The following is a 26,528-nucleotide window of genomic DNA, read 5'->3' as shown; positions in this document are numbered from 1 at the left end:
CCTCATTTGAGACCCTTTTGCTTTGAAATTGATATATTTTCATATTTTTGTGGGTATATAATCAAACCACTTATTGTAGAAAATGGCAACTTTAAGACAAAAAGCGCTACTAATGGCCCAAGGTAGGTCAAAAGTTACTGTAACACCGCCTTCGAGCAAGATTTCCGACTACTATGGAAGCAATGTTTTCGGTACCAAACAAATGAAAGAGTCTTTGGCCCCATCCGTATTCAAAAAGGTAATGGAGGCAATAGACAAGGGAAGCAAGATTGATCCCTCAACTGCGGAAGAAATAGCATCTGCAGTGAAAGTATGGGCGCTATCCAAAGGAGTTACCCACTACACCCACTGGTTTCAGCCTCTCACTGGTTCGACTGCGGAAAAACATGATTCTTTCTTTGATGCGCATGCAGGATTAGAAAAATTTAAAGGTTCTGCTTTGGTTCAACAAGAACCTGATGCGTCCTCATTCCCACATGGCGGAATCCGTTCTACTTTCGAGGCTAGGGGTTATACAGCTTGGGATCCTTCCTCACCGATTTTTATTTTTGATAAGACATTGTGTATTCCTACCATATTTGTCTCCTTTACAGGAGAAGCGTTGGATTATAAGACACCATTGTTGAAATCCATGGAGGCTATCAATTCCGCAGCTATAGAGGTATGTCAACTATTTGACAGAAACGTCCGAAAAGTGAGCCCTTCCTTGGGTGTGGAGCAGGAATATTTTGTGATTGATAAAGCCCTATTTGCTACAAGACCTGATTTGGTGATGTCTGGACGTACCGTATTTGGACATAACCCTGCCAGAGGCCAACAGTTGGAAGACCATTATTTCGGATCTATCCCTACCAGAGTGAAGGATTTCATGATGGATTTTGAGATTGAAGCCCACAAATTAGGCATTCCTGTATCTACCCGTCACAATGAAGTAGCTCCGGGTCAATTTGAAGTGGCTCCTCTTTTCGAAGAAATCAACAAAGCTATCGATCACAATCAGCTTTTGATGGATCTGATGGACAAAGTGGCTGAAAAGCACAACCTGAAAGTTTTGTTCCATGAAAAACCTTTTGCTGGTGTAAATGGTAGCGGAAAGCACAATAACTGGTCTTTGATCACTGACACTGGGGTCAACCTTTTCCAGCCAAGCAGTTCTGCGAGAGAAAACCTTCAATTCCTGACTTTTGTGGTTGCCACAGTAAAGGCTGTATATGACCATGCAGATCTGTTGAGATCCAGTATCGCTTCTGCGAGCAATGATTTTAGATTGGGAGCAAATGAAGCACCTCCTGCTATCATGTCAGTATTCCTTGGCTCGACTTTATCATCTGTATTGGATGAATTGGAGAAAAACGGAAATGTGAAAATCGAAAAAGGAGATAACATGTACATGAAACTCGGTATCTCCAAGATTCCGGAAATCATATTGGACAACACAGACCGAAACAGAACTTCGCCTTTTGCCTTTACGGGAAATAAATTTGAGTTTAGGGCTGTTGGTTCAGGTGCCAATTCCGCCGGACCTATGACAGTCTTGAACGTGATCGTTGCTGAGACATTGAGAAACCTTCTTAAAGACATCGACAAAGAAGTCAATGCAGGTAAAGAAAAGAAAATCGCAATTGTCAATGTATTGAGAAAATACATCAAAGACAGCAAAAAAATCAGATTTGAAGGTGACGGTTATTCTGATGAGTGGGCCAAGGAAGCTGAAAAAAGAGGATTGTCCAACTTAAAAAGCACTCCTGCTGCATTGGACATTTACCATGACAAGAAAGTAGCTGAGTTATTCGCAAAACACAATGTCTTGAATCCAAAGGAACTTCATGCAAGACATGAAATCATGCTGGAAAATTACATCAAGAAAGTTCAGATCGAATCCAGGGTTATGGGTGATCTCGCTTTGAACCATGTAATCCCGACTTCTATCCTGTATCAAAACAAACTGATCGAAAACGCAAACGGATTGGCAGGACTTGGCTTGGACAATACTGCTGCCATCGAAACCATCAAAGAAATCAGTAAACACCTTGAGTCGATCAATAAGTATGTTCATGCTATGACAGAAGCTAGAAAGCAACTGAACAAAGAGGATGATATCGTCAAAAGAGCCAAAGGATATTGTAACGATGTCAAAGAAGCTTATTTTGATAAAATCAGGTATGCAGTTGATAAACTCGAATTGGTTGTCGATGATGAATTGTGGCCTTTGGTCAAATACAGAGAGATGTTATTTATCAAATAATCAAATAATGAAACCGCCTTTTGGCGGTTTTTTTTATTTTGGTGAATCGGATATCTTTAAAATATTTTAAAAGTAAAAGCCTTTTATTTTTATAAGTGTGTCCGTTTTCTTGCACGTAGCCAAACAATAATTTGTTGGAGTAACAATCAAATACCCGGTGGACAGTGGACTGTCGTCTGTGGACGAGTATCCGCATTCGATACAATCTCCTACAGCCCAACGTGCGACATTGCTGATACTCATATTTTTTTATGTACGCTTCAATGCCACAAACCATTTTAAAACTCCGATTGAAGTTACATTGTAGTGGTGAACTGTCGACCGTGGACTGATTATTCGAACCTTTAACCCTAATTTTTGAGAAAATGGCAAAGTAGCGGGTAATTATAGTTTTTTTTTATAAAGTATGGAAAACAAACTTTTTGCAGAAATCAAAAATTGGAGGTGATGAATATATTCAGACGCAATCATTTGAATTTGAATGGGGAATAAATAATATAAACAGAGAAAACGTAAAGAGAAAATACGAGTTTGAACTGCTTTGTTATGTAAAGCATATATAAATTTATTTGCTAAACCGATTTATTAAATATAATAAATCGTAAAAGTCAGGAGACTTAATTAAAAAAAATATTTAAATGTTTTTTACAATAATTTTTTTTAGATACATTTACAAATAGCATATATTTAATTAAATCCATTTTAGCATATAATATTTTACCATTTGCTTAAAAAATATAGAATCATTCTAATGAGGAGTAAAAATTAATTGAAATAAAAATTTTCTTTAAGAAATCAGACAATTATCCAAATTCCATAAACCAATTAAAATGTAACCTTTAAAAAATCCCTATGAACAGAGTTGTACTATTAATGTTAGCGACGGTCATGATTTTTGCCTCAGGTATTGAGGCATATGGCCAAAGCCGAGTTCTTACCGGTAGGGTAGTTGATTCTACCGGAGAACCAATTCCAGGAGTGAATATCCTGGACAAACAAGTAAGCACAGGTACTACCTCCGATTTGGACGGTAGGTTTTCTATTTCGGTGACCAATACTACCACATTGGTTTTTTCTTTTATCGGTTTCGATTCCCAAGAAATCGTAATTGGTAACAGGTCTGAGTTAAATATAACTTTAATCGAAGATGCGACGGCATTAAGTGAAGTCGTGGTTACTGCCCTTGGATTACCTAAAGAAAAGGAAAGACTTGGTTATTCCATTACCACCGTCGGTGGTGATCAAATGGATCTAGCCAGGGAACCGAATATTGCCAACTCACTTACAGGTCAGGTAGCAGGTTTGGTGGTAAGAGGAACAAATAGTGGTCCCCAGGGTACCGCAAATATCGTTCTTCGAGGTCTTCCAAGTATCTCTGGTACGGGATCACCATTGTTTGTAATCAATGGAATACCTATGGATAATACACAGCTTGGTTCTTCGGGCCAATGGGGTGGAGGTGATAATGGAGATGGAATTGGTAATTTAAGTCCGGATGATATTGAATCGATGACTGTTCTAAAGGGACAGGCAGCTTCTGCATTATACGGAGCACGAGCTTCCAATGGTGTGATTTTGATTACTACCAAAGGAGCAAAAAAAGGATCTGACTGGTCACTTACCTATAATGTAAACGTGATGACGGAACAGGCCATGGATTTCACAAACTTCCAAAATGAATATGGTCAAGGTACCGGTGGTAGACGACCACAAACTGCCACAGACGCACAAACAACCGGGCGTTTTGCATGGGGAGAGAGAATGGGTGGAAATGTAATTGGTTTTGACGGTAATCAATATCCTTATCAACCAGCAAGTGAAAATTGGCTGGATTTTTACAGGACAGGGACTAACTTGACCAATACACTTGCAGTTACTAAAGGACTTGGAAAGGATGGCGCTTTTAGAATGTCTATTTCTGATGTTAGGTCAAAAGCAATTGTTCCAAACAGTGGTGTGGACAGATTAAGTATCAATTTAAATGTGGATCAAAACATTACTGAGAAGCTTAATATTTCGGCAATGGTCAATTATATTGATCAACAAAGTACCAACATTCCATTTCTAAGTGATGGACCTAAAAATCCAAACAACTTTTTATTACTGGCACCAAATATTAATCCAAGTATTTTTGCACCAGGATTTAACGATATTGGAAGAGAAGTTGTCTTTAGTGACGATATATTTGTAACTAATCCTTACTTTATCACTTCAAGAGGAATCAATGATAGGGGAAGAAAAAGATCTATTTCAGCATTATCAGCTCGTTATAGCTTCGCTCCCAAAACTTACGCTTTGTTTAGAGTTGGACATGACGTCTCAAATGATGACTTCTTTTCCGTTGATCCCACCGGATTAGCTTATACACAAGAACAAAGAGGTAACCTTAATTCAAGAGGATTATCAACAAGATCAGAGACAAATGTTGATGCAATTTTTGGAACGGAAATTAATTTAACCAACGACATAGTTTTTGATGGATTAGCAGGGGGGACTTTCCGTAACAATAGATTTGAACAGGTCAATGTCGGGGGTTCTCGATTTGTAATCCCCGGATTATACTCTCCTTTTAACGTTGATGTATTTAACAGGGGGTATGCTTTCAATGAAAGAGAAGTTGTTTCAGCTTTTTATTCATTGGGTTTTGGCTATAAAGACTTCTTGACTTTGACGACGACCGGGCGATATGATGTGTACAGTACCTTGCCTACTAATAACAATAGCATTTTCTCGCCATCGATTACTGGGGCTTTCTTGTTTCATAAATTCTTGAACCTTCCGGCTTTGGAATTCGGTAAATTAAGGACAAGTTACGCAGTGACAAGTGGTGAACCATTTGATGCATATCAAACTCAGTTTTATTTCAGTTCGGCAAATACTTTCAATGGAACTGCAGCAGGAGCATCACCCCTTTCATTGCCAAACCTTTTCTTAAAACCATTTACAACAGATGAATTTGAAATTGGTTTTGATCTTGTTTTTTTCAAGAACCGTTTAACCCTTGATGTTGCTTATTTTACCAAAACAACTAATAATGAGATTCTACCTGCTAATACAAGTATTGCATCAGGTTTCTCAAGTGCTGTTGTAGCTACGGGATCTGTTAATAATAGAGGATTGGAGTTGATGATTTCAGGAACTCCTATCCAAACACAGAACTTTACTTGGAAATCTATGCTCAATTTCACAAACGTGACAAATGAAATTTTGAATACAAACTTAGACAATACTCCAATAAATCTAGGTCAAAATAGGTCTACGCTTGGTAATGCGGTAACAGCATATGTGCCGGGTCTTCCGGGTCCTCAGATTAGAGCATTTGATTACCAATATGATGCCCAAGGAAATATCGTCGTGAATCAAGCTGGTCTTCCAGTTCGAGGAGAACTTAGAAATTGGGGTTCAGTACTCCCTACTCATTATGGAGGATGGAACAACGAATTCATTTATAAAAAAGTCTCTTTCTCCTTCTTGATTGATGGTAGCTTTGGAAATAAAGTGTTGTCAGCGACTGAGTTTAATTCACATTTCCGTGGATTACATAAAAATACATTGGTTGGAAGAGAAGGAGGCGTGACGACAGGTGAATTTACTGCCCCTGCTGAGAATTACTATCAAGCACTAGTTCAGAATGTGACTCGTACAAGTGTGGTCGATGGTGATTTTATTAAGCTTCGTCAGCTTACTCTAGGATACACCTTCTCAGAATCTATTTTCCGTTCCGTTCCAATTTTGAAAGGCTTGACTGCTTCGATTGTAGCAAGAAATTTAGCCATCTTGTGGAGGAAAGCTGAAAATATAGATCCTGAGTCTCAGTTCGGATCTAACATTAATTTCTTAGGTATTGAAGGTACTGCTTTGCCATCGACACGTTCTATTGGGTTCAACCTAAACTTCAAATTGCATTAATTATGAAAAAATATATCAGTTTATTTCTACTCAGTAGCTTTTTAATAGTTACATCCTGTGATGACAGATTTGAAGAGCTAAATACGGATCCTAACAGGCCTGGTGCTTCGGTTTTTGATCCAAATCTGCTTCTACCTACCATTAGTTATCAGCATGGTAATTTGCTTACGGGTTATTCGGGTCCTATCTTATTTCAAAGTATGTGGATTCAGGCACTAGCCTCTACTTCAACAGGAGGAGCCAACTACTATTCCAATGCAGATAAGTATGTGATTTCTTCAAGTACCCCTAGTTACATTGAAGGTAACTGGAACAATGGATTTCAACTTGGTTCAAGAGTGAATCAGTTGCAAGTATTGGCACAAGAAAAAGGGTTAACTAATCTTAATGCTGTTGGTGAGATCATGAAAGTTAGTGCTTTGTCGGTTGTTTCGGATACTTATGGTGATATTCCTTATTCAGAGGCACTTAAGGCTCAGGAGGGTATTTCTCAACCTAAGTATGATAATCAGGCAGAGGTTTATAATAAAATGCTTACTGACCTTGAAGCAGCATTGATTTCAATAAGTCCTTCAGGTGATCCGATAAGAAATGATGTCATGTATAGGGGGGATATTGCCAAATGGAGAAGATTTGGATATTCACTCATGCTAAAATTAGGTTTGCGTTTAACCAATGCAAACCCATCAGCAGGCCAGTCTTGGATTAATAAAGCGGTTGCAGGTGGAGTCTTTACTTCACCCGATGACGATGCGCTAGTACCCTCTGATGAAGCGAATGGGTATTCTAATACTAGTGCTAATGCTTTGAATGTCCCTGACGATATTTATGAGGTGCGTTGGTCTAAAGTTATGATCGATTACTTGAAAGCTACCAATGATCCACGTTTGAGTATAGTTGCTGAAGTACCCCCTCCTGGGCTAGCGGCAAACAGGAACGGTTTAGTAGTAGGAAACAATGACCCTGCTGTTCAAATTGGTTTGCCAAATGGGTTTGACCTAAGGGGTGGTCAGTTTGACATTACAGGCCATCCTGATTTCCCCGGTGGAACAGGTTCTGGCGCTGACGTAGCTATCATTGGAGCCTACTCAAGACCAACTGCAATTTATAGAAGAAGGAATGCACCTGTTTTCATTTTGACTTATTCAGAGGTTCAGTTGTTATTGGCTGATGCGGCTGTCCGAGGATTCACTTCAGGATCACCTGCTGATTTCTATAGAAACGGTGTAGCAGCTGCCTTTACCTCTATTGGAAAATTTGGTGGTGAAACAGTATCTAATGCAGATGCAGTTTCATATCTAAATGCTAATCCGCTAGATCTGAGTGCTACAAATGCTTCTCTTAAAATGATCAATGAACAGATTTGGGCTACAACAAGTCTTTTTGTGAATTTCTTGGAAGCTTGGAACAATTGGAAGCGAACAGGTTTCCCTGTGTTGACACCAGTCAACTTTCCGGGGAATTTTGGTTCAGGACAAATTCCAAGAAGACAGCCTTACCCTGCCGGAGAATCTACAACTAATCTAGAATCTATGAACTCTGCAATTTCCCGCATGGGTGGCGATAATTGGATTACTAGGACTTGGTGGGACGGTGGAAATTGATTTTCCAGTAAAAATAAACTTTAAAAAGGTGCCTCCGGGCACCTTTTTTTCTTTAAACCAATTAAGTCATGGACAACATAAAAAGATCAATTTTTTTCTTTCTTTTTATTGGGGTTTTTTCCTGTGATTCAAAGAATCAGACAGTCTCTTTGACAGAAACCTTAAACCCACGGTATAAAATCATTGGATATATCGCAGGATGGAATGGGGTAGATACTTCAAAAATTGATGCCATAAAACTCACTCATATCAATTATGCTTTTGCCAATGTCATTGGCGGTAAAGTAGTGGAAGGGGAAGGTAGAGAAAAAGAAGACAAAGAGAATCTCGTTAAATTGAATTCACTAAAAAGCCGTAATCCTGATTTGAAAATATTGATTTCAATCGGAGGTTGGACTTGGTCAAAAGGATTTTCGGATGCAGTCCCTACCCAAAAATCCCGAAAATTGTTTACCGCTTCGGCAATTGATTACCTTATTCGCCACGATCTTGACGGATTGGATTTTGATTGGGAATATCCGGCTTTGCCGGGAGACAATAACCCATATAGGCCAGAGGACAAAGAAAACTTTGTACTGATGTTAAAATCAGTCAGGGAGGCTTTAGACAGCCTCGGCAACTTGGACAATACTCATTACCTTAGTACCATCGCTTCTGGGGGATTTAAGGAATACCTTGATGTCAATGATTTGGGTCAGGCACAGAAGTACCTAGATTTTATCAATATCATGACATATGATTATATCGTCCAATCTAGCAAGGATACTACCGGTCACCACGCCAATTTACATACGGCAGACCCAAATGGAAGGTCATCAGAAAATGCAGTCATCGAACATATAGCGGCGGGAGTTCCCTTTGAAAAATTGGTAATGGGAATGGCTTTCTATGGGAGAAGCTGGATGGATGTCAATTCTGAAAACAATGGACTTTTTCAGTTTGGCAAAGGTGCAAAAAGCTATTCTTATAGCGCCATTTCGGATCTAATCAAGGATTCCTCTTATGTAAGGCACTGGGATGAAAATGCCAAAGCGCCTTATCTCTGGAATGAAAAAGAAAGGATTTTTGTGACATTTGAAGATGCCCAATCAATAGCTGAAAAAGCAATGTTTATCAAAAAGCATAAAATGGCCGGGGCAATGTTTTGTGAATACAGCGAAGACACTGAAGAACATACTTTGTTAAATGCCGTCTTTGAAAATCTTAAATTACCTTAAAATCTTCAATACGATGAGATAAATAAACAAAAAGAGGCATATTGTCACCCTGATCAAAATTTTTGGATTAAATATAAATGGCAAAGAAAAAGATATCCATTAAAGATATTGCGAAGTCCTTAGGAATATCCATTACCACTGTTTCCTTTATTCTTAACGGTAAGGCTAAAGAAAAAAGAATCAGCGAGGATCTCACTAAGAAAGTTGAAGAATATATCAAAGAGGTAGGGTATAAGCCAAGTCATTTGGCACAAAGCCTCCGACTAGGTAAATCAAAGGTGATAGTCTTTATGGTGGAGGATATCTCCAACCAGTTTTTTGCCTCCATTGCCAGAAAAATTGAAGAAAAAGCATACAAGAATGGCTATAAAATTATCTATTGTAGTACCAATAACGATCCTGAAAAAGCCAAAGCGCTGATAGAAACATTTAAAGTCCGAAGTGTAGACGGTTTTATTATCACCCCAACTCCAAATCTGGAGAGCACCATTACGGACCTCGTCGATGAAGATTTTGCTGTCCTGTTGTTTGACAGGTGGATTCCTTCTATTGATTGCAATTATGTGATAGTGGAAAATGAAAAGAGTGCATTCGAGGCCACCACTCATTTGATAAATAATGGCTGCAATAAAATCGGATTTATTACCGTGGAATCTGATCAAATCCAAATGAATGACAGACTTAAAGGATACACTAAAGCAATGGAAGTCCATGGATTTCCAAAGGACATTTTGATGCTGCCATTCCAAAACCCGGTAGACCAAGGTTTAAGTTATAAAATCCAGCTTTTCCTTCAGAAAAATTCAGAACTTGACGGACTTTTTTTTGCTACCAATTACCTTGCCTTTGAAGGTTTGCAAGCTCTAAATACATTGAAAAAGCGGATACCAAATGACATGTTGGTTGTCTCTTTTGATGACCATTATTTTTTCAAACTCTTTCAGCCTAATATTTCCGCAATTGAGCAGCCTCTTGAAGTCATCTCTCAAAAACTGATGGAGGGAATGCTGATGATGCTTGATGATCAGATTGCCGATAAGCAGGGTTTTAGAATTATTTTGCCCAATACACTTCATGTGAGGGAGTCTTCGGATGCCAAAAAGTAAACCTTTTTTCTACCATAGAAATATGAAAGTATTTCGATATTTTTGGTAAATCCTTTTAGCATTATTCTTTTGATAATTACCCAACTTAGAAAGGATACATTTCCTAAACTGATTTGATATAATTGGTGTGATATAAAGATGGCAAACAGATTGATTATTTCTGCGGACATAGGAGGTTCACATATTTCTGCTGCTGTCTTTACAGAGATGGTAGAGGGATTTGCCGTGGGAGCTATCCAAATGAAAACTGTGGATTCCAGCCAACAAGAGGATTTTATTCTAAGTGAGTGGGTTTCTGTTTTCAAAGGATTGACCACAGACTTCTCAGCTGCTTGCATTATTTTGGCTATGCCGGCACCATTTGATTATATCAATGGTATCTGTCAAATAAAAGATCAGGGGAAATTCATCCATTTATTTGGTGTTGATTTGAAAACAGAACTTTCAAAAAGGATGGGTATTTCCCCTTCACAAATCCATTTTGTGAATGATGCAAAAGCATTTTTGATGGGTGAATCTAAATTCGGGAAAGTATCAGGTTTTGGAAACATTTTGGGAATGACCTTGGGCACAGGACTGGGATCATCAATGAGATTTAACGGACAGATTTATGATGCAGCCTTATGGTCTTCCCGGTTTAAAGATGGAATCGCCGAAGATTATTTGGGTACAGGTTGGTTTGTCAATTGGTGTAGGGACAATTTATCTATTCAGGTCAAAGGAGTAAAAGAAATTGTTGAAAATCAGGACTTGCTTCAAAAAGCCCTCCCTGCCTTTGATGAATTTTCTAGAAATCTGGCAGACTTTATCATCTTGCGATCTGCAGAAGTTCCGTTGGATGCTATGGTTATAGGTGGAAGTATAGCAAGGGCATATGGGTATTTTTTGGAAGGTGTACTTTTGCTTTTGAGAGAAAATCAAATATATACACCTGTTTTTATCAGTGATTTTGGAGATAAAAGTGCTCTTTTTGGAGCGGCATCTCAGTTTTTTGGTCAAAAAGTGTTATTAGGTTTGGATCAAGTGTTGTAACTTGAGACTTAATCAATTTTAACAAGAATACCATGAAATCCATTCTTACAAACTTCCTTTTGTCAACCTTCTTTCTTTTTCATAATGTGGTTTTTGGACAGGCAGATACCCAGTTGCTGATTATTGGTGGAGGGGCAAGTGGAACCGCCGCTGGTATTCAGGCTGCCAGAATGGGTGTCAAGACTGTTATTTTGGAAGAAACTCCCTGGCTCGGTGGTATGATTACCGCGGCCGGTGTTTCTGCCATTGATGGAAACCATAATCTGCCTTCGGGAATTTGGGGAGAATTCAGAGAAAAGTTATATGCGCATTATGGAGGACCAAATGCCGTAGGTACAGGCTGGGTCAGCAACACCCTTTTTGAGCCTTCTGTTGGAAATAAAATTTTTCAGGAATGGGTAAAGGAAGAAGAAAATCTCAATGTCTTTTTTGAAGTGCAATGGCAGAGTGCCGTTTTTGAATCAGGAAATTGGACAGTAAACTACCTCGAAAAGGGTAAAATTAAAACCTTAAAGGCCAAAATGCTTATTGATGCTACAGAATTAGGTGACGTCATGGCCTCACTTGGGTATAGCTATTATGTAGGTATGGATAGTCAGGATAGGTTCGGAGAAGTCTTTGCCCCGGAAAAAGCAAATGACATCGTACAGGACTTGACCTATGTGGTGGTACTAAAGGATTATGGAATTGGTAAGAACAAGACAATTCCCAAACCAAAAGGGTATGACCCTGCGATTTTTGCCTGCGCCTGCAACCATGCAGATCCCATATCCTATGACAGTCCCCAAAATGATTGTCAAAAGATGCTCAACTATGGCAAACTTCCCAATGGAAAATACATGATCAACTGGCCCAACTGTGGCAATGACCTGTATATGAACATCATTGAGATGTCAAGAGAGGATAGAAACAAGGCGCTTGAAGAAGCCAAATTACATTCTTTGAGATTTATCTATTACATCCAAAACGAACTTGGATACAAGCACCTGGGCATTGCCGATGATGAGTTTCCGACTAAAGACCATCTTCCTTTTGTCCCATATCATAGAGAATCACGACGTATCTCAGCCGAAACCATGTTTACATTACCCTATGTCCTAAATCCATATGGCCAGGAAAAAGCTATTTTTCGGACAGGAATCGCAGTAGGGGATTATACCATCGACCATCACCACAAGATGAATCCAAGTGCTCCGGAAATTGATTTTATCAAAATCAGGGTGCCTTCTTACAATATCCCTATGGGAAGCCTTATCCCAAAAGGGTCTACCCATTTTATCGTTGCTGAAAAAAGTATCGGTGTATCCAATATCGTCAACGGAGCAAGTAGGCTGCAACCTGTGGTATTGGGTATCGGACAAGCCGCCGGGACTTTAGCAGGAACGGCCATCCTAAATGGGCAAAATTTGCAAGAGGTAAAAATCAGGCAGATACAACAAAACCTGTTGGATAAAAAGGCATACCTGATGCCTTTCAGAGATGTTAATGCTGAGCATCCGCACTTCTTGTCAATCCAAAAAATAGGTGCAACAGGTATAATTGAAGGATTTGGTGTTCCATTCAAATGGGCAAACCAAACATGGTTTTATCCTCACAGGGAAATTTCAGAATTCGAGTTGGTTAATGGTCTCAGGCCTTTATACTCCCAATACGCTCAATATTGGGATGCTTCCGGAGAACCTTTGACACTTGGAAGATTTATGGAGATTTTGAAGCTTGTCAGGCCAGAATTAAATGAAAATGACCTCATGCTGATTTGGAAAGATCAAAATCTTACCGGTACGCCTTCGGTCGCAATACAACTCGACAGGTTAGCAGTAGCAGTCCTATTGGACAGCATATTAGATCCATTTTCCATTCCTGTTGACTTCGATGGAATACCTTTCAAATAAAATTCTCAGCGTCCTGCCACTTGTTTTAAATCGGTTTTTTTTACGATGTAATGTCCGATTTTATCACCCTGCTTGACACCTTCCTCTATGGCGTCTCGGAAATGGATTCCTCCGTAAAGCCTTGAAATAGCAGCCTCATCAGCCGCCTGATAAAAGGATTGGAATGGTCTTTCCGGCAATCCAAAATAGACTTCCGAGGTATCGACAAAATCAAAGTTTTCACCGAAATAGCTTGTCAGGATGACTGCGCTGGTTTTTGAAATGACGCTGTGGCCACTGGTGTATTCGGGAAAGGGAGGTGTTTGCAACAAAGGCCTCCAGGAGGATTTTATGTGTTTTTGGATGGCGGATTCCGGTCTGATTCTGTCTGAGTCATACTTTTCTTCCCAGCAACTTACAAATGCATCATGCAATCCAAGCGCCACGAGTGTATGGATGAAGATTGTTTCCCTCCAAGGAAGTTTTGCTTTTTCGGCAGCAATTCCTGTGATTCCAATCCAATGTCCTCCGGGCGAAATCTTCTTTAATCCTATAGCCATATGCCCTGAAAAACTTACCTTAAAGGGATTGCAATCCCAAAAATTTGCGATCAATTGCTGTTCTTCGGAAAGTGAAGAGGTTACCTGATAAACTTCATCCAGCTGCTTTTTAAAAGGACTTCCTTCCGAGAGGTCAAATTTTGCCGGTGGCAAAGGCTTAAAGGACTTCAGATCCTTAAGAAAAAACGTCCTGATTGTTCTCCATTCGGGTTCTACTGCAGCCATATAGGCGGGGGGAGTCGGATACCAATGTCCTTCACTTTTCTTGGGACTGTATCTCGTCAGTGCGCTCAATTGTTTGTAACCGTCATTATTTGCCAATTTTAAGACTTGTGCAGATACTTTTTTTGCAAATTCAATATTGCCTTCTATTTCTTTCTTGGAAACCCATCTTGACTTGAAGAATTGGCTTGTCAGGGCTTTCTGTTTTTCTTCTAAAAGTTTCCCGGATGGCATGATGTTTTTTCCTGTTTCCAACATCGCATATACCGACACAAATTCCGGAGAAAGGTTTCTTTCTGTTTCTTTGATGAATTCAAATTTTTCAATGTTTGTTTTGGTCAATAGATTTTCAATTCCGGTAAGTCCATTAGCCTGGTCCCAAGCTAGGTGTGCCGCCAAAGTGGAATAGGCATAAAATCTGGCAGCGGCAGGTGGAGAGGCCACATCTGTGACCATAACCTCTGTAATGTGAAATAGATTTTCGGCAAAAAGCTCAGTGGGGGGAGAGTGAGTTTTTTGTGAATACACTGGCCAAGCAGTTCCGCATAAAATCAAAATAAATACAGCGATTTGATTTGCCTTCCATCTATTTTTCACGTTGTTCATTTCAATCCTGCATTTGGTAGGTGACAATCCCTCGGTTATTTATACCGAAATATAAGAGATTTGGTTGGCTGGGAAGTTGAAGAATAGACTTGACATCACCCAAAACCGACAAACCTGAAACTTGCTGCGGTATAAATCGGAAATTCCCTTTTCCATCTCCTCTGAAAAGTTGTCCCAAATTAGCATCCATCATACCTAATCTCAATCTTGTGTAAGTTTGATTTCCCGCAAGCAACATATCAAGATTTCCATCCTGATCATAATCAAAAATGTGGATGGCATGTACCGGGGCAAACTGCGCTTCAATAGGTAATTGGTGTGAAATGAATCTTCCGGCACTGTTTTCAAAGTACATACTCCTCAACTCAGTAGCTTCCAATTTTGAAGCATTTTCTAACTGCTCTCGGGTCAATACCTGCTCTATGCCCGCATTGGCATAGCTTGCATAATCGGTAAACTTACTTCTGAAACCATAAACCTGATCCAACAATTCGTCCCTGCTAGGAAAAGGAAATGGATTTCCCTGAACATAATTGACCAAAATAGGATCGATGGAGCTGTTGTCGTCAAAATCCCCAAAGTAGAGTTTTAGAGGTTCGGAAATGTTGGTTTTTACCTGCGAGTTCAATCCGAAGTTTCCTGCCACCAAATCCAAGTCTCCGTCATTGTCAAAGTCTCCTGTGGCTATACTTGACCACCAGCCTTTAGTTTCTTCCCCAAACCACTCCTTCGTGACTTCAGTAAAATAAATTCCGCCTTCATTGATATAAACTGTGATAGGCATATATTCTCCCACAATGACTAGATCCTGAAATCCATCTTTATTCAGGTCCAAGGTCACCGCATCGGTAACCATGCCGATTTTTCCCTCTTGAGGAAGAAACTGGCTAGAAAGATTTAAAAACTTACCTTTTCCGTCATTTATCAAAACATAACTTTGGGGAGTTTGGGGGTATTTGCCCGGAATAATTCTTCCACCTACAAAAAGATCTAAGTTGCCATCATTATTAAAATCAGTTACTGATACTGTGGAAGTACTCGTTAGCATTTTTGGAAGCGATATGGTGCTTATATTCAGGTTTCCCTGTCCATCATTGATATATAGCCTGTCCTGAAGGGATTCCTCATTAGATAAGTAATCATGATATCCTCCACTACAGATATACAAATCCAAAAACCCATCCCCATTGGCATCAAAAAAGGCAGCATCTGCGTCAGTAAATTCACTTTCTGATTTAAATGAATCCATGGGTTGCCAGGTGTCGTTTAAAAATTGAAATACTTTTCCCGGAGAGCCTTTTGTGCCACCTACAAAAATCTCCTCTTTTCCATCTCCATTGAGGTCAGCTGCCGCCGTGATTGGCCCCACGTATGAGGGCATCTCAAGTAACAAGGGCTGTCTCTTGAAGTCATTGAATCCATATTCTGAATGAATGAAAGGAACCTGAGATTCGGTCTGTAGAAAAATAGTTTTTTGTTTTGTTTTGGGAATGCGCGTTTCTGATAAATTGGTCTCTTGTATTTCGAATATTCTGTTGATTTCTATATTCTTTACCACCTGAATGTTTCCTTTTGGCCATATTACCATTACAGAATCTACTTTTGATCTTTGGCCCAAACCAAAATGTAACCTTGGGGAAACTGAAGATTGGAATCCTCGCGTTGGCATTTGTTCGAGATATTGAGCTTGCCCAGAAATGTAAACTGCTACTTTGGCCCCGATTCCCAAAGTGTTTGGAGCTTGCCCTTTGAGATTGACCTGAATCCAGTTTTGCGTTTTCCCACTATATTCCCGGTATTTGTTTTCATAGACAAAGGCAGCATGATTTTGATTGTTTACTACAAGATCCAGTTGACCGTCGTTATTGAGATCGGCATAAGCTGAGCCACTGGAGAAATTGGGAATGTACATTCCCCAATCTTTGGATTTGTCCTCAAAAATCAGGTTTCCTCTATTTTCAAAAATATAATTGGAAACAGGTGTTGAACTCATGCTTGTAACAAGGTGGAGTGTATCCGCTTTTTCTTTGGCAACTGCTGATTTGAAATAATAATCTCCCTTGTATTTCAAAAAATCCCGGTTTGTATAATCTCTGTAGTAGCCATTGCTGATAAAGAGGTCTTTATGTCCCGAGTTAGTAGCATCAAAAAATAAAGCCGACCAGCTCCAATCTGTATTGGAAATACCTGCAAGTTGGCCGATTTCGCTGAATAATCCGTTTCCTTGATTGAGATGCAGCATATTGCGCATCTGCTGATGGTAGAATCCGCGGTTGACCATCAAGGCATATTGCTCATAATTTTCGGGACCGTAGAGCAGTTTCTGTCGTTTGTTGTCCTCAGGAAGCATATCCAAGGTAAAAATGTCCATGAGCCCATCATTATTCACATCGGAAATATCAGATCCCATAGAAAAGTGAGAAATATGCTGCAGCATGTCCGGCATCAGGTCAGAAAATGTGCCGTCTCCATTATTGATATAAAGGTAATCCGGTTCGATATAATCGTTGCTGATATACAAATCGATCCATCCGTCCCCATTGATATCAGAGGCCGCTACCCCGAGCCCAAATCCCAAAGCTGTGCCTTTGATCCCGGCCGCTTCGCTGATATCAGTGAACTTTCCACCGTCATTTCTGTACAACTTATCCCCTGCAAATGGATGTCTTACAGCTCTTGCCTGGTCAAATTCAATTTCATTGATGACTTCAATGTGATGATTCAAAAGGAACATATCTAAATCTCCATCTTTGTCAAAATCAAAAAATACGGCTTGGGTGCTATTTGAGGGATCGTCAAGTCCATATGAAGCTGCTTCCTCTTTGAAGATCTGATTTCCTTGGTTGATGTACAATTCATTTCTCCGGCTATCAATATTTCCATTGCCTGAATAACAGACATAAATATCAAGCAAACCGTCGGCATTCACATCAGCCATAGTTACGCCGGTCGTCCAGGATTTTTTACCTTTTACTCCTGCCGTTTTGGAAATGTCTTTGAATTTGAAATCACCTTGATTGAGATAAAGGACATTATCTGTCATGTTTCCGGTGAAAAATATATCTTCAAGCCCGTCATTGTTGATGTCTCCTACAGCAACCCCGCCACCATTGTAAAAATATTCGTAGGTGAGAATATTATTTTTCTGGTCTTCTTTCAGTGTATTTGAAAAAGTCACTCCGGTTTTTTTGGAAGGAAGGAGTTCAAAAGCACCGGTTTTGTTTTTTTCTGTTCCTGACAAAAAAAACAGCCCTGCCCCGGTAATCACAACCAACAAAAGTATAACGGAATTTGAACGCTCCTTTATCATATTACTTTTCAGGTAATCCATACTTCGTCCAACTTAAATTGAAACCTGAATCAACTTGGCCTTACTGAAGTACATCGTCAAAGATCTTTTCATTGACCACAGCCACACCTCCAAGCAAGCCCACTTCCTTGCCAAGCTTGTATAATGCCAATTCGGTATTTTCCCTTGCCTTGGCCATGCTGTATATATTCAAAGCCTGTTGGATAGGGGTTATAAGATATTGTTTTGCCTCTGCTACAGATCCTCCAATGATGATCATTTCAGGATTGAGAAGCTGAATAAGAATTGAAATTCCTCTTCCTAAATCCAGACCGACTTCCGAAAGTATGGTAATCGCCCTTTGGTCCCCTGCCAAGGCCGCATCCACTACCAGGAAGGGTTCTATCTCATGGTTGTTTTCTCTAACCATTCGTGACAGGATCGAATCACTGTCGGTGGCAATGGCCTCTTTGGCCATCCTGACAATCGCAGTCCCCGAGGCCACTGATTCTAGGCAACCTTTTTTACCACATGTACAGGTGATGTCACTTGAATCAAAAATAGGAGAGTGGCTAAATTCCCCTGCAAATCCCGAGGCTCCTTGGTAGATTTTTCCGTCAATGATTATTCCAAGACCAATTCCCCAACCGATAAATATGCCAAGTACATTTCTGTAATTGTCTTTCTGACCGAATTTAAATTCGGCTAAGGTCATGGACCGGGCATCATTTTCCAAAAAAACCCTTCTTTCAAGCTTTGCTTCAAAATTTTCTACAAGACTTTTCTTTCCGAACTTCAGGTAGGTATGGTTGATGCCGTGAATGGAATCTATCAGTCCAGGCATAGAAATCCCTATCGCAATAATTTTCTCATCAGGAATTCCTGATTTGTTTTTATGGGTTAAAATGAAATCACAAATCTGATCGAAAGTTTCCTTTTCATTGTTAAGTGTGATTTTTATGGTTTCATCTTCAGTGACAGCTTCATTTGCACTGTTATATATAGCAACCCTCACTCTGAATTTATTGATGTCAACAGAAAGAACGTAAAATGCATCGCCTGCCAATTGGTAAAGATCAGGTTTTCTTCCTCCCTGCGATTCCGCCCTGCCATTTTTAATTACTTCCCCTGAAGACATCAGATCTCCCAGTAAAGAATTGACCGTTGGAAGAGAAATACCCACTTCAATACATATTTCACCGGCAGTGTTGCTTCCTTTGGTATACAGGTTTTTTATCAACTTCAACTTGTTGGTATAACTTTTCGTTTCTACCACTCCCTGAATTTTCTCAAGGTTTTTTTTGGGGTTTATTAGGTTCATTATCTGGCGTTAAGAAAAGCCAATTAAATGATTTTTTAAAGCATATCAAAAGGGCTTACTAAAAAAAATCAATTATCATAGGTCTTTTACTGTAATTTATATTCAAAATTGTAAGATGATAATGGCAGGTTATAGAACTTTTTATTTTATAACCTTCTTTATTGGAGGTCCTTTTCAAAAATTAAATTTTTGTAATACAATCAAATCTTCCAACTTTACTGTATAATGCGATAAAAAAATGAGAGAATTGAATTTTAGTTCATCTTCAAGCCCGAAAGAAATTTTTGAAATGCTTGAAAGGAAGGTACAGGAAATGGGTTTCAATATCATTCAAAAGGACTTAAACAGACCTTGGGGAGGTTTTTTTGTTGTTTCAGAAGGTCAAATTGCTGAATTCAAAAATATGTTTTTTCCTGAGCTTGAATTGACCTCAAGGCAAATGGATCAAAAGCTAAGCCCAAAATTTCTCATCGTAGCTCCCCACAAAAGACTTTCCTGGCAGTATCACTTTAGGAGAGAAGAAGTATGGAAACTGATTGCCGGAGCTTCAGGGATTGTCAGGAGCAATACTGACGAACAGGTAGAAGCATCAGATATGAAAATCGGAGAATTGGTAGTGTTGGATAAAGGAGAAAGACACAGACTTATAGGAAAAAATAATTGGGGTCTGGTAGCAGAAATCTGGATGCATACAGATCCTGATAATCCTTCGGACGAAGACGATATCGTCCGATTGCAGGATGATTATTCAAGAAAATAAAAAGAGGCCTAAGGGCCTCTTTTTATCTGGGTTTAGTTTCCTCCTCTGCCACCACCCCGTGATGATGAAGCTGCTCTATTTCCCGAACTGGAATTGGGTTCTGAACTTCGGGCCGGCTTGGTTTCCTGTCTCGAATTTACTGCAGGTGGGCTTTGTCGACTTGGAGTAGGTTGTCTTTTGATGACTTCCTGACTTCTTTGATTTACCTCTTGTCTTGTTGACTCTGCTTGTCTTTTTGAATTCTCAATAGTTCTTGACACATCAGGTTTTTGAGATTGCGGAACCTGAGAGGACCTGGAATTTCCATTTACACTTGATGAGGCAGCACTCCTTGATCTTGTCACAGAATTTGGAGCTTGTTCGGGCCTACTTTGAGTTCTTGGCTGAGGTTGTTCATACGAGTTACTTCTGCCGGCGCTCTGATTATTTCTTGATGGAGCTGAGTTGCCATATCGGTCAGCATTTGGGTTTCTTTGGTCATTTCTTTGGATTACCCGATTCTGAGTTACCTCTCTATTTGACTCAGGGGAGGTTGGGTTTTGTATACTTCGGGAGGAAGATGCTCCTGACCTGCTGCCCATGATGGATTTTTCCCTATACTCCTCTGCTGTAAATACCCTCGAAGGTCTTGGATTTTCATCTCGTTCTTTGACCTGCCTTACTTCCGGCCTGTAAACACTCAGCCTGTCATTTTGGACCACAGATCTTCCGGGTTTAGAAGAATCACTTACTTGATATACCGGTACAACAGTCCTTGTGGATCGTTCAATATCCCTCCTTGAAGGTCCTGAATAATAGGTGCTGTTGTTATAAACATAGGTGTTGCTGATGACAGTAGTTCTTTGGTAGATATGCGGCACATGGTATGTAGGAGCACAATACCTAAAGAAATTTCTTGATCTAAATCTCCTTTGGGGGACAAATACCCAATAGTTGGATGGAATATGCAAGGAGACATTGACATGAACTCCAGGGCCCAAGGGTGCCCATCCGTAGTACCCGCCGCCTGTTCTCCAATTTACCCATGCAGGTCCCCATTCGTATCCCGGTACCCAAGCCCAGCCATAGTAATTGCTTCTGAACCAGCGACCATAGTGGAAAGGTGCCCATCCCCATTGGTAGTTTGAAACCCAGGTGTTTCCAAAATTTGTCATTTCCCAATATCCATTGGTCGCGTAAGGGTGAAATCCTTGATCTACAAAAGGAACCCAGACATAACCATAAGCTGGATCCATAATCCAGTCTCCAAAAGGGCTTAATTCATTGTAAAACACCTGAAAGGAAACGCCATGGTTGGGGAAAGCTTTGGATTCTTGACTGAAAACCATTCCTAATCCAAACAGGATCAGGAAACTTAGCCGATAAATTGTTGACCTTTTCATATTCATTTGGTTTAGTTACTTATCGTGTTTTACGGTATTGTAAAGAATTAAGTTTTATATTAAATTATAAATTAAAATAATATATTTAGAAAAATCGTTTTAGCAATTTTTTATTCTAATTGCTGATTATAGAAAAGTGCCAAAATAAAGTGAAAAAACAATTGAAAATGGTATTCATAAAAAAGCCCGATAGTCTCCTATCGGGCTTTTGGATTTACCCCTTTTTTTTGAGTAAATCAATTTTTTTTGCTATTTCTTCGGCCTCTGCTGACATCTTGTCTGCCAAAGTTCTGTTGCTATGAGATATTTTGTGTGCCTTCTCTAGCATTTCCTTATAACTGTCCTGGAGTTTTTCCAACTCTGATTTTTTCTTAAATAGTCCAAACATGGTTTTTATTTTTAAAACAGTAAGAACTTCAAAAGTGTTTTGCCGAAATCAAAAATTGAACATGGTCTGAAGGGATTCCTGATTTTCAACTACTATTTCATCCTCTTTGTAGTTGATGACTTGTTCGAGTCGCCCACTGATATTGTAATACCTCCAAGATCCTTCTTTTTTGCCGTCTATCATTTGTCCTTCAGAGGCTTTTTTTCCGGTATCATGGTAGTATATCCAAAGGCCTTCAGGTTTTCCATTGACATAAGCCCCCTCAGATTCTTTTGTGCCGGTGGTATAGTAAGTTATTCTTGTACCATTCCCGTCCGTAAGTGATCCTTTTTCCAGAGTTTTATCCCCCTCATAGGAATAGTAATCGCCCACATTGATCAACCTGCCATTGTTCCAATATTCCTCTTGGGTCAATTTTTTATTGTCATAAAACAATCCCCAAGTACCATCTTCGAATCCAAGAAAATAACTTCCTACAGATTTTAGCTGTCCACCGTCATAATAGTAAAACCATTGTCCATTTTCAGAACCTAAAGTATACTCACCTTCAGCGATCAAAATTCCGATTTTATTGAAATACTTCCAGAGTCCTGTTTTCAAATCGTTTTTGTATTCTCCTATAGAATAGATTGTCCCCTCAGGAAAGTAGCTCTTCCAAAGTCCATCTTTTCCTCCATTTGAATATTGACCCTGCACGGATACATTGCCATTGGGATGGTTTTCTATATAAGTGCCTGCCGGCATTCCCAATTCATAGTTTTTTCTCTTGGAGAGCGCTCTGCTAGGGAAAAATTCCTCCCATGTACCTACAGGAAGGTCATTTTCATATTTTTCGATTCTTGCTGTTCTTTTGTTTTCGTAATAAAACTTCCATTCCCCCGTCTTATTTCCCAAATCGTCATAAAACCTTTCAGATTCTACGGTTTTGGAGCCTGAAAAATATGTCAGCCATTTTCCAACCCGCCTTCCGTTTACAAATTCACCTGTTTCCTCGACCATGCTACCAAAAGAATACCTCGTAAATTGGCCATGTGGGACGTCGTTTTTATAATTGACTTGAAGCATGACGTCTCCTTCAGGGGTATATTCTATATGTGGTCCTTCTACTTTTCCGTTTTCATATGTTTGGATGACAGCTAGGTCTCCTGTATTGTAGAATGTAACCCATTTGCCATGTCTTTTGCCGTTGACAAACTGACCCTCTATTTTCACTTGTTTTGGATTTACATAGGCAGGCTGTCCTTCTCGAGCATAATATTCTCTATAGGGACCCACTGTGACGCTGTCGCTGAATACCATTTCAGTTTTTAACGTACCCGTCCTATCATATTCTTTATAAAATCCATTCAACCTGTTCGAGCGATATTCAGCTTCTATATGTTTGTTAGAATTGGGATGAAAACTGACCGTAACACCTTCTCTAATACCTTGGCTAAAAGTAATGGTTTGTACAAGATTCTTTGTCTTGGTATTTTGAAATCTCCAAAGGCCTTCCATTTTACCATTTCGCAACACACCTGTTCCGATCAAAGATGAATCTGAGTTGAAAAGAGAAACTAGATTCTGATTGTCTTGGGCAGATAAGCTGAGAGAAATAATCAGGAAAATTACTCCAAAAATATATTTCATATAGGTTGGCTTCTTGTTTTTGTTGAATAACGGTATCCCTACAAATGAGGTTCTAAATTAGCGCTATTTATGAAATAAGGAAAGAATTAATAAGGATTATCTAGGATAAACCTAATTTCTTTTTTTAACATCAGGTGGGTTTCGGATATTTCCGAGGAAGGTACTATCTGTTTGAAGACCTGAAAAAAATCTTGGTTTTTGGGAAGATTTTGGCTGTTTTGGACCTCAATGGCAGTTTGGCCATTTATGATGGATCCATAGGCCCAAGGAGAAGAGTGCTTACAATCCTGATAGCTTTCTAAAAGATTTGCTGGAAAAAAAAACTTTTTTTCATAGGTAAGATATCCCATGTATACAAAAATAAACAGCCCTTGGCCCCACCAGTTCAAAATCCGGATATTGAATCCTTTTTTTGAATCAAATTCCCTTACCAAGTCGAGAACCTGGTAAGGTGCATTTTCCAGATTATGCCCTTTGGAGACTTTAGTCCCCTTTGAGTCAGGATGGAATTTTGATAGTTCTGATTGGGGAAAATCATTCGCGAGGGCAGCAAAAAGATTTTCCACTACATCAGATTGTTCCTTTAATTTTTGAAAAAGGGCTTTGTCCTGAAGGAGTTGTAAATCAAGGCTCACACCGTCCATTGGATTACCAATTCAATAGTGCTGATGCCCAGGTAAAACCACTTCCAAACGCGGCGAGGCAAATCAAATCGCCCTCTTTCAATTTACCTTGTTCAAAGGCTTCACTCAAAGCGATAGGAATAGTACCTGCTGTCGTATTTCCATAATACATGATATTATTAAACACCTTGTGGTCAGGCAAACCTAATTTTTGTTGGATATAATTGCTGATTCTAAGGTTGGCCTGATGGGGGACAAGAAGGTCAATATCTTCTTTGGTCTTGCCATTGGCTTCTAAGGCTTCCTGAATTACCTCTGCAAACCTCACCACTGCATGTTTGAATACGGCGTTTCCGTTCATCTTAAGAAAAAAGTCACCTCTCTCTATCATTTCCTTGGATATCCTTACTTCCTGACAACTGCTTGGAGACGAGCAGTACAACTCTTCGGCATGGTCACCGTCAGCATGGAGGTGGGTAGAAAGGATTGCCGATTTTTCAGAATTAGACCTACTCAAAATCACGGCGCCTGCCCCATCGGCAAATATGACCGCACTCGATCTTCCTTCGTCACTTTTATCCAAAGCCGAAGATTGGATTTCTCCGCCCACCACAAGGATGTTTTTGTACATCCCGGTTTTGATGAACTGATCTGCTATCGAAAGTGCATAAATAAATCCTGAACAGGCATTTCTGATATCCAATGCTCCAATTCCCTGCATGCCAAGTTCTCTTTGCAACAATACCCCTTCTCCGGGAAGGAAATAATCCGGTGTTATAGTCGCAAAAATGATGAAGTCTATATCTTTATTGGATAATCCTGCTCTTTCCAATGCCATCTTGGAGGCGTTGACAGACATACTGGCCAAAGTATCTTTTCCGGGAGTAAACCACCTTCTTTCTTGGATTCCGGTGCGCTCCACGATCCAGGCGTCATTGGTATCCATGATAGTGGATAGATATTCATTGGTGATGATTCTATCGGGAACATAATGTCCCACTCCTGTGATTTTGGATTTGTACATGGCCGTAAAAGTATTTTGGGTCTTGTTGTTGTGTTCCTAATTGGTTGTTGCAAATATCCCATTTCCTTTTTGAATACCAAAAAACAAAAATTGAAACGGCACTGTAAGTCGATATTTGTATATGATTTAAAAAAAAGGGTTAATTTAACTTGCCTTGATTTTTAAGCTTCCAATATCGATAAAGACCTGCTACTGACATCCAGCTTGGGTTGGCATATTCATAGATTTGGATCAGTTCATTTGAACATCCATCTCTCAAAAATTGCGATTTGGAATACTCCATAAAAAGAGGAACAACTTCAGCTTGGTCCACACTTTTCTCAAAATAGGGTTTTATCCAATCAGCCCAATCGTCCAACACGTATGAAAGACCATCCAAATGATAATCTACCGTATCAATGATTCCAAAATGAGTGAGGTACAATTCCTTTGGTTTTTGGCTCTTTAAGATCGCAAGTGATTTTTTCCATGCCTCAAGGTGGATGTCCGGTGGAGGGCAGGGAGGCATCACGGGTCCTCCGTCTATTTTGACTCCTGCCACATCACCTGTGAAAATAATCTCCCCCATCTTCCACGCGATATGGTGTACTGCATGCCCGGGAGTATGAAGTGATTTTATTTTTGTACTGCCAAATTCAAGTTCTTGCCCGTCTCCGACTTCGATTATTTGGCTTACCGGGATGGGTTTCATTTTTCCCCAGAGTCTGTCCATGTCATCTCCATAAATCTGAGAAGCCGAATTCCACAGCTTTTCCGGTGAAGCCAGATGTGGGGCCCCAAAGGGATGGACGTATATTTTTGATCCGGCTTCGGCAAGCTTCCATGCTGCCCCTGCATGGTCAAAATGAATATGAGTTAATAATACATGCTTGATGTCCTCAAGAGAATAACCACACTTGGAGATGCCATGGCTGAGTTGGTCAAATGTACTAGCCGGACCGGCTTCAATGAGAATAGGGCCAATAGAGGTTTCTACCAAAAAGCTGGCAATGGCATCTTTCTTGTTTTGAAAATGCAGGTCGATAATTTTAATTTTTTCCATTATCCAAATAAAGTATAATTCCCAAATTGGTCCATAGGGGATGTTTTGCGGATTATTCCAGGACTGTCGTTGTGGACCTGATTTACAAGCGGAGATACGGTATAGCTCAACATATCGTCGGCTGAGTAGGTTGTCAGCATCTGAATCAGGTTTGATTCGGTGCTGTATTTGTCAAGCCACTTTTTCTCATCTTCTTTTTTCAGAATGACGGGCATCCTGTCATGAACCTCAGCCACAAGCCTGTTGGGTTCAGTTGTCAATATCAAAAAGGTATGGTTGATTTCCCCTTTTTCGTTTTCATATTCTTCCCAAATACCGGCAAAAGCGAAGGCTTCATTGTTGGCCATGGTGAAACGATACGGGACTTTGGTTTTCTTTCCCAGTTTTTTCCATTCATAAAAACCGTCTGCAGGGATCAGACATCTCCTCTTTTCAAAAGACGATTTGAAAGAGATTTTCTCATTTACGGTTTCTGCTTTGGCATTGATAAATTTCTGGGAAACAGGTTTGTTTTTGGCAAAATCGGGCGTGATACCCCAATAAAAAAAGGAAAATCCTTTGGGGCTTTCGGAGGTGATGACAGGTACAAGCTGGGTAGGCGCTACATTGTAGCGTGGTTTGAAATCGGCCAACATCTCTGCCTGAAATCTTTCTTCCAATTCAATTTTACTTTTGCTGAGGGAATATCTGCCGCACAT

At 39.8% G+C, this 26,528-nt stretch carries 18 protein-coding genes; 8 read left to right on the top strand and 10 right to left on the bottom strand.

Features of this window, described 5'->3' with window-relative positions:
* Positions 1 to 82 precede the first annotated feature (82 nt).
* From MMU07_RS10055 to MMU07_RS10025, 7 genes are all read left to right on the top strand, one after another.
* Entirely contained in the window at positions 83 to 2,245 is a 2,163-nt protein-coding gene (locus MMU07_RS10055) for a glutamine synthetase III family protein (protein ID WP_241125744.1), read from the top strand.
* A gap of 852 nt (positions 2,246 to 3,097) precedes the next feature.
* Entirely contained in the window at positions 3,098 to 6,154 is a 3,057-nt protein-coding gene (locus MMU07_RS10050; RefSeq protein ID WP_241125743.1) for a SusC/RagA family TonB-linked outer membrane protein, read from the top strand.
* A gap of 2 nt (positions 6,155 to 6,156) precedes the next feature.
* Positions 6,157 to 7,758: a SusD/RagB family nutrient-binding outer membrane lipoprotein gene (locus MMU07_RS10045; RefSeq protein WP_241125742.1), complete on the top strand. Its 1,602-nt coding sequence runs from the start codon at positions 6,157 to 6,159 to the stop codon at positions 7,756 to 7,758.
* A gap of 68 nt (positions 7,759 to 7,826) precedes the next feature.
* Positions 7,827 to 8,975: a glycoside hydrolase family 18 protein gene (locus MMU07_RS10040; RefSeq protein ID WP_241125741.1), complete on the top strand. Its 1,149-nt coding sequence runs from the start codon at positions 7,827 to 7,829 to the stop codon at positions 8,973 to 8,975.
* A 77-nt stretch (positions 8,976 to 9,052) separates the two neighbouring features.
* Positions 9,053 to 10,081, top strand: a complete 1,029-nt coding sequence (locus MMU07_RS10035) for a LacI family DNA-binding transcriptional regulator (RefSeq protein ID WP_241125740.1) — start codon at positions 9,053 to 9,055, stop codon at positions 10,079 to 10,081.
* A 138-nt stretch (positions 10,082 to 10,219) separates the two neighbouring features.
* Positions 10,220 to 11,113, top strand: a complete 894-nt coding sequence (locus MMU07_RS10030; RefSeq protein ID WP_241125739.1) for an ROK family protein — start codon at positions 10,220 to 10,222, stop codon at positions 11,111 to 11,113.
* A 32-nt stretch (positions 11,114 to 11,145) separates the two neighbouring features.
* Positions 11,146 to 13,005 carry an FAD-dependent oxidoreductase gene (locus tag MMU07_RS10025; RefSeq protein ID WP_241125738.1) on the top strand — a complete coding sequence of 620 codons (1,860 nt, stop codon included), beginning with the start codon at positions 11,146 to 11,148 and terminating at the stop codon, positions 13,003 to 13,005.
* A 5-nt stretch (positions 13,006 to 13,010) separates the two neighbouring features.
* Here the strand turns inward: MMU07_RS10025 and MMU07_RS10020 are convergent, their stop codons facing one another.
* From MMU07_RS10020 to MMU07_RS10010, 3 genes are read right to left on the bottom strand one after another with little or no spacing between them, the layout of a single operon-like run.
* The gene (locus MMU07_RS10020) at positions 13,011 to 14,372 is read right to left on the bottom strand and encodes a vanadium-dependent haloperoxidase (protein ID WP_241125737.1); all 1,362 of its coding nucleotides are present in this window, start codon (positions 14,370 to 14,372) and stop codon (positions 13,011 to 13,013) included.
* 1 nt (position 14,373) lies between these two features.
* Positions 14,374 to 17,703: a VCBS repeat-containing protein gene (locus tag MMU07_RS10015; RefSeq protein ID WP_241125736.1), complete on the bottom strand. Its 3,330-nt coding sequence runs from the start codon at positions 17,701 to 17,703 to the stop codon at positions 14,374 to 14,376.
* Positions 17,704 to 17,743: 40 nt separating this feature from the next.
* The gene (locus tag MMU07_RS10010) at positions 17,744 to 18,982 is read right to left on the bottom strand and encodes an ROK family protein (RefSeq protein WP_241125735.1); all 1,239 of its coding nucleotides are present in this window, start codon (positions 18,980 to 18,982) and stop codon (positions 17,744 to 17,746) included.
* 289 nt (positions 18,983 to 19,271) lie between these two features.
* Here MMU07_RS10010 and MMU07_RS10005 point away from each other — a divergent pair, with 289 nt between their 5' ends.
* Entirely contained in the window at positions 19,272 to 19,742 is a 471-nt protein-coding gene (locus tag MMU07_RS10005; protein WP_241125734.1) for a cupin domain-containing protein, read from the top strand.
* Positions 19,743 to 19,774: 32 nt separating this feature from the next.
* Here MMU07_RS10005 and MMU07_RS10000 read toward each other — a convergent pair whose 3' ends face one another.
* The 7 genes from MMU07_RS10000 to MMU07_RS09970 all read right to left on the bottom strand — a co-directional run bounded on the left by MMU07_RS10000 (position 19,775) and on the right by MMU07_RS09970 (position 26,528).
* Positions 19,775 to 21,124, bottom strand: a complete 1,350-nt coding sequence (locus MMU07_RS10000) for a DUF6600 domain-containing protein (RefSeq protein ID WP_241125733.1) — start codon at positions 21,122 to 21,124, stop codon at positions 19,775 to 19,777.
* A 214-nt stretch (positions 21,125 to 21,338) separates the two neighbouring features.
* Entirely contained in the window at positions 21,339 to 21,512 is a 174-nt protein-coding gene (locus MMU07_RS09995; protein WP_241125732.1) for a Lacal_2735 family protein, read from the bottom strand.
* 48 nt (positions 21,513 to 21,560) lie between these two features.
* A complete protein-coding gene (locus MMU07_RS09990; RefSeq protein WP_241125731.1) occupies positions 21,561 to 23,141 on the bottom strand; it encodes a toxin-antitoxin system YwqK family antitoxin in 1,581 nt (526 codons plus the stop codon).
* 86 nt (positions 23,142 to 23,227) lie between these two features.
* A complete protein-coding gene (locus MMU07_RS09985; protein ID WP_241125730.1) occupies positions 23,228 to 23,785 on the bottom strand; it encodes a hypothetical protein in 558 nt (185 codons plus the stop codon).
* A 4-nt stretch (positions 23,786 to 23,789) separates the two neighbouring features.
* Positions 23,790 to 24,788 carry a 3-oxoacyl-ACP synthase III family protein gene (locus MMU07_RS09980; protein ID WP_241125729.1) on the bottom strand — a complete coding sequence of 333 codons (999 nt, stop codon included), beginning with the start codon at positions 24,786 to 24,788 and terminating at the stop codon, positions 23,790 to 23,792.
* Positions 24,789 to 24,927: 139 nt separating this feature from the next.
* Positions 24,928 to 25,830 (bottom strand): MBL fold metallo-hydrolase, encoded by a 903-nt coding sequence (locus MMU07_RS09975; protein WP_241125728.1) that lies wholly within the window; start codon positions 25,828 to 25,830, stop codon positions 24,928 to 24,930.
* Entirely contained in the window at positions 25,830 to 26,528 is a 699-nt protein-coding gene (locus MMU07_RS09970) for an SOS response-associated peptidase (RefSeq protein WP_241125727.1), read from the bottom strand. Before MMU07_RS09970 ends, MMU07_RS09975 begins: the two co-directional genes overlap by 1 nt.

This window comes from Cognataquiflexum nitidum, from assembly GCF_022538055.1.
GTDB lineage: Bacteria > Bacteroidota > Bacteroidia > Cytophagales > Cyclobacteriaceae > Cognataquiflexum > Cognataquiflexum nitidum.
Note: the sequence above shows the minus strand (reverse complement) of the source record. Positions and strands in the feature narration are given on the sequence as shown.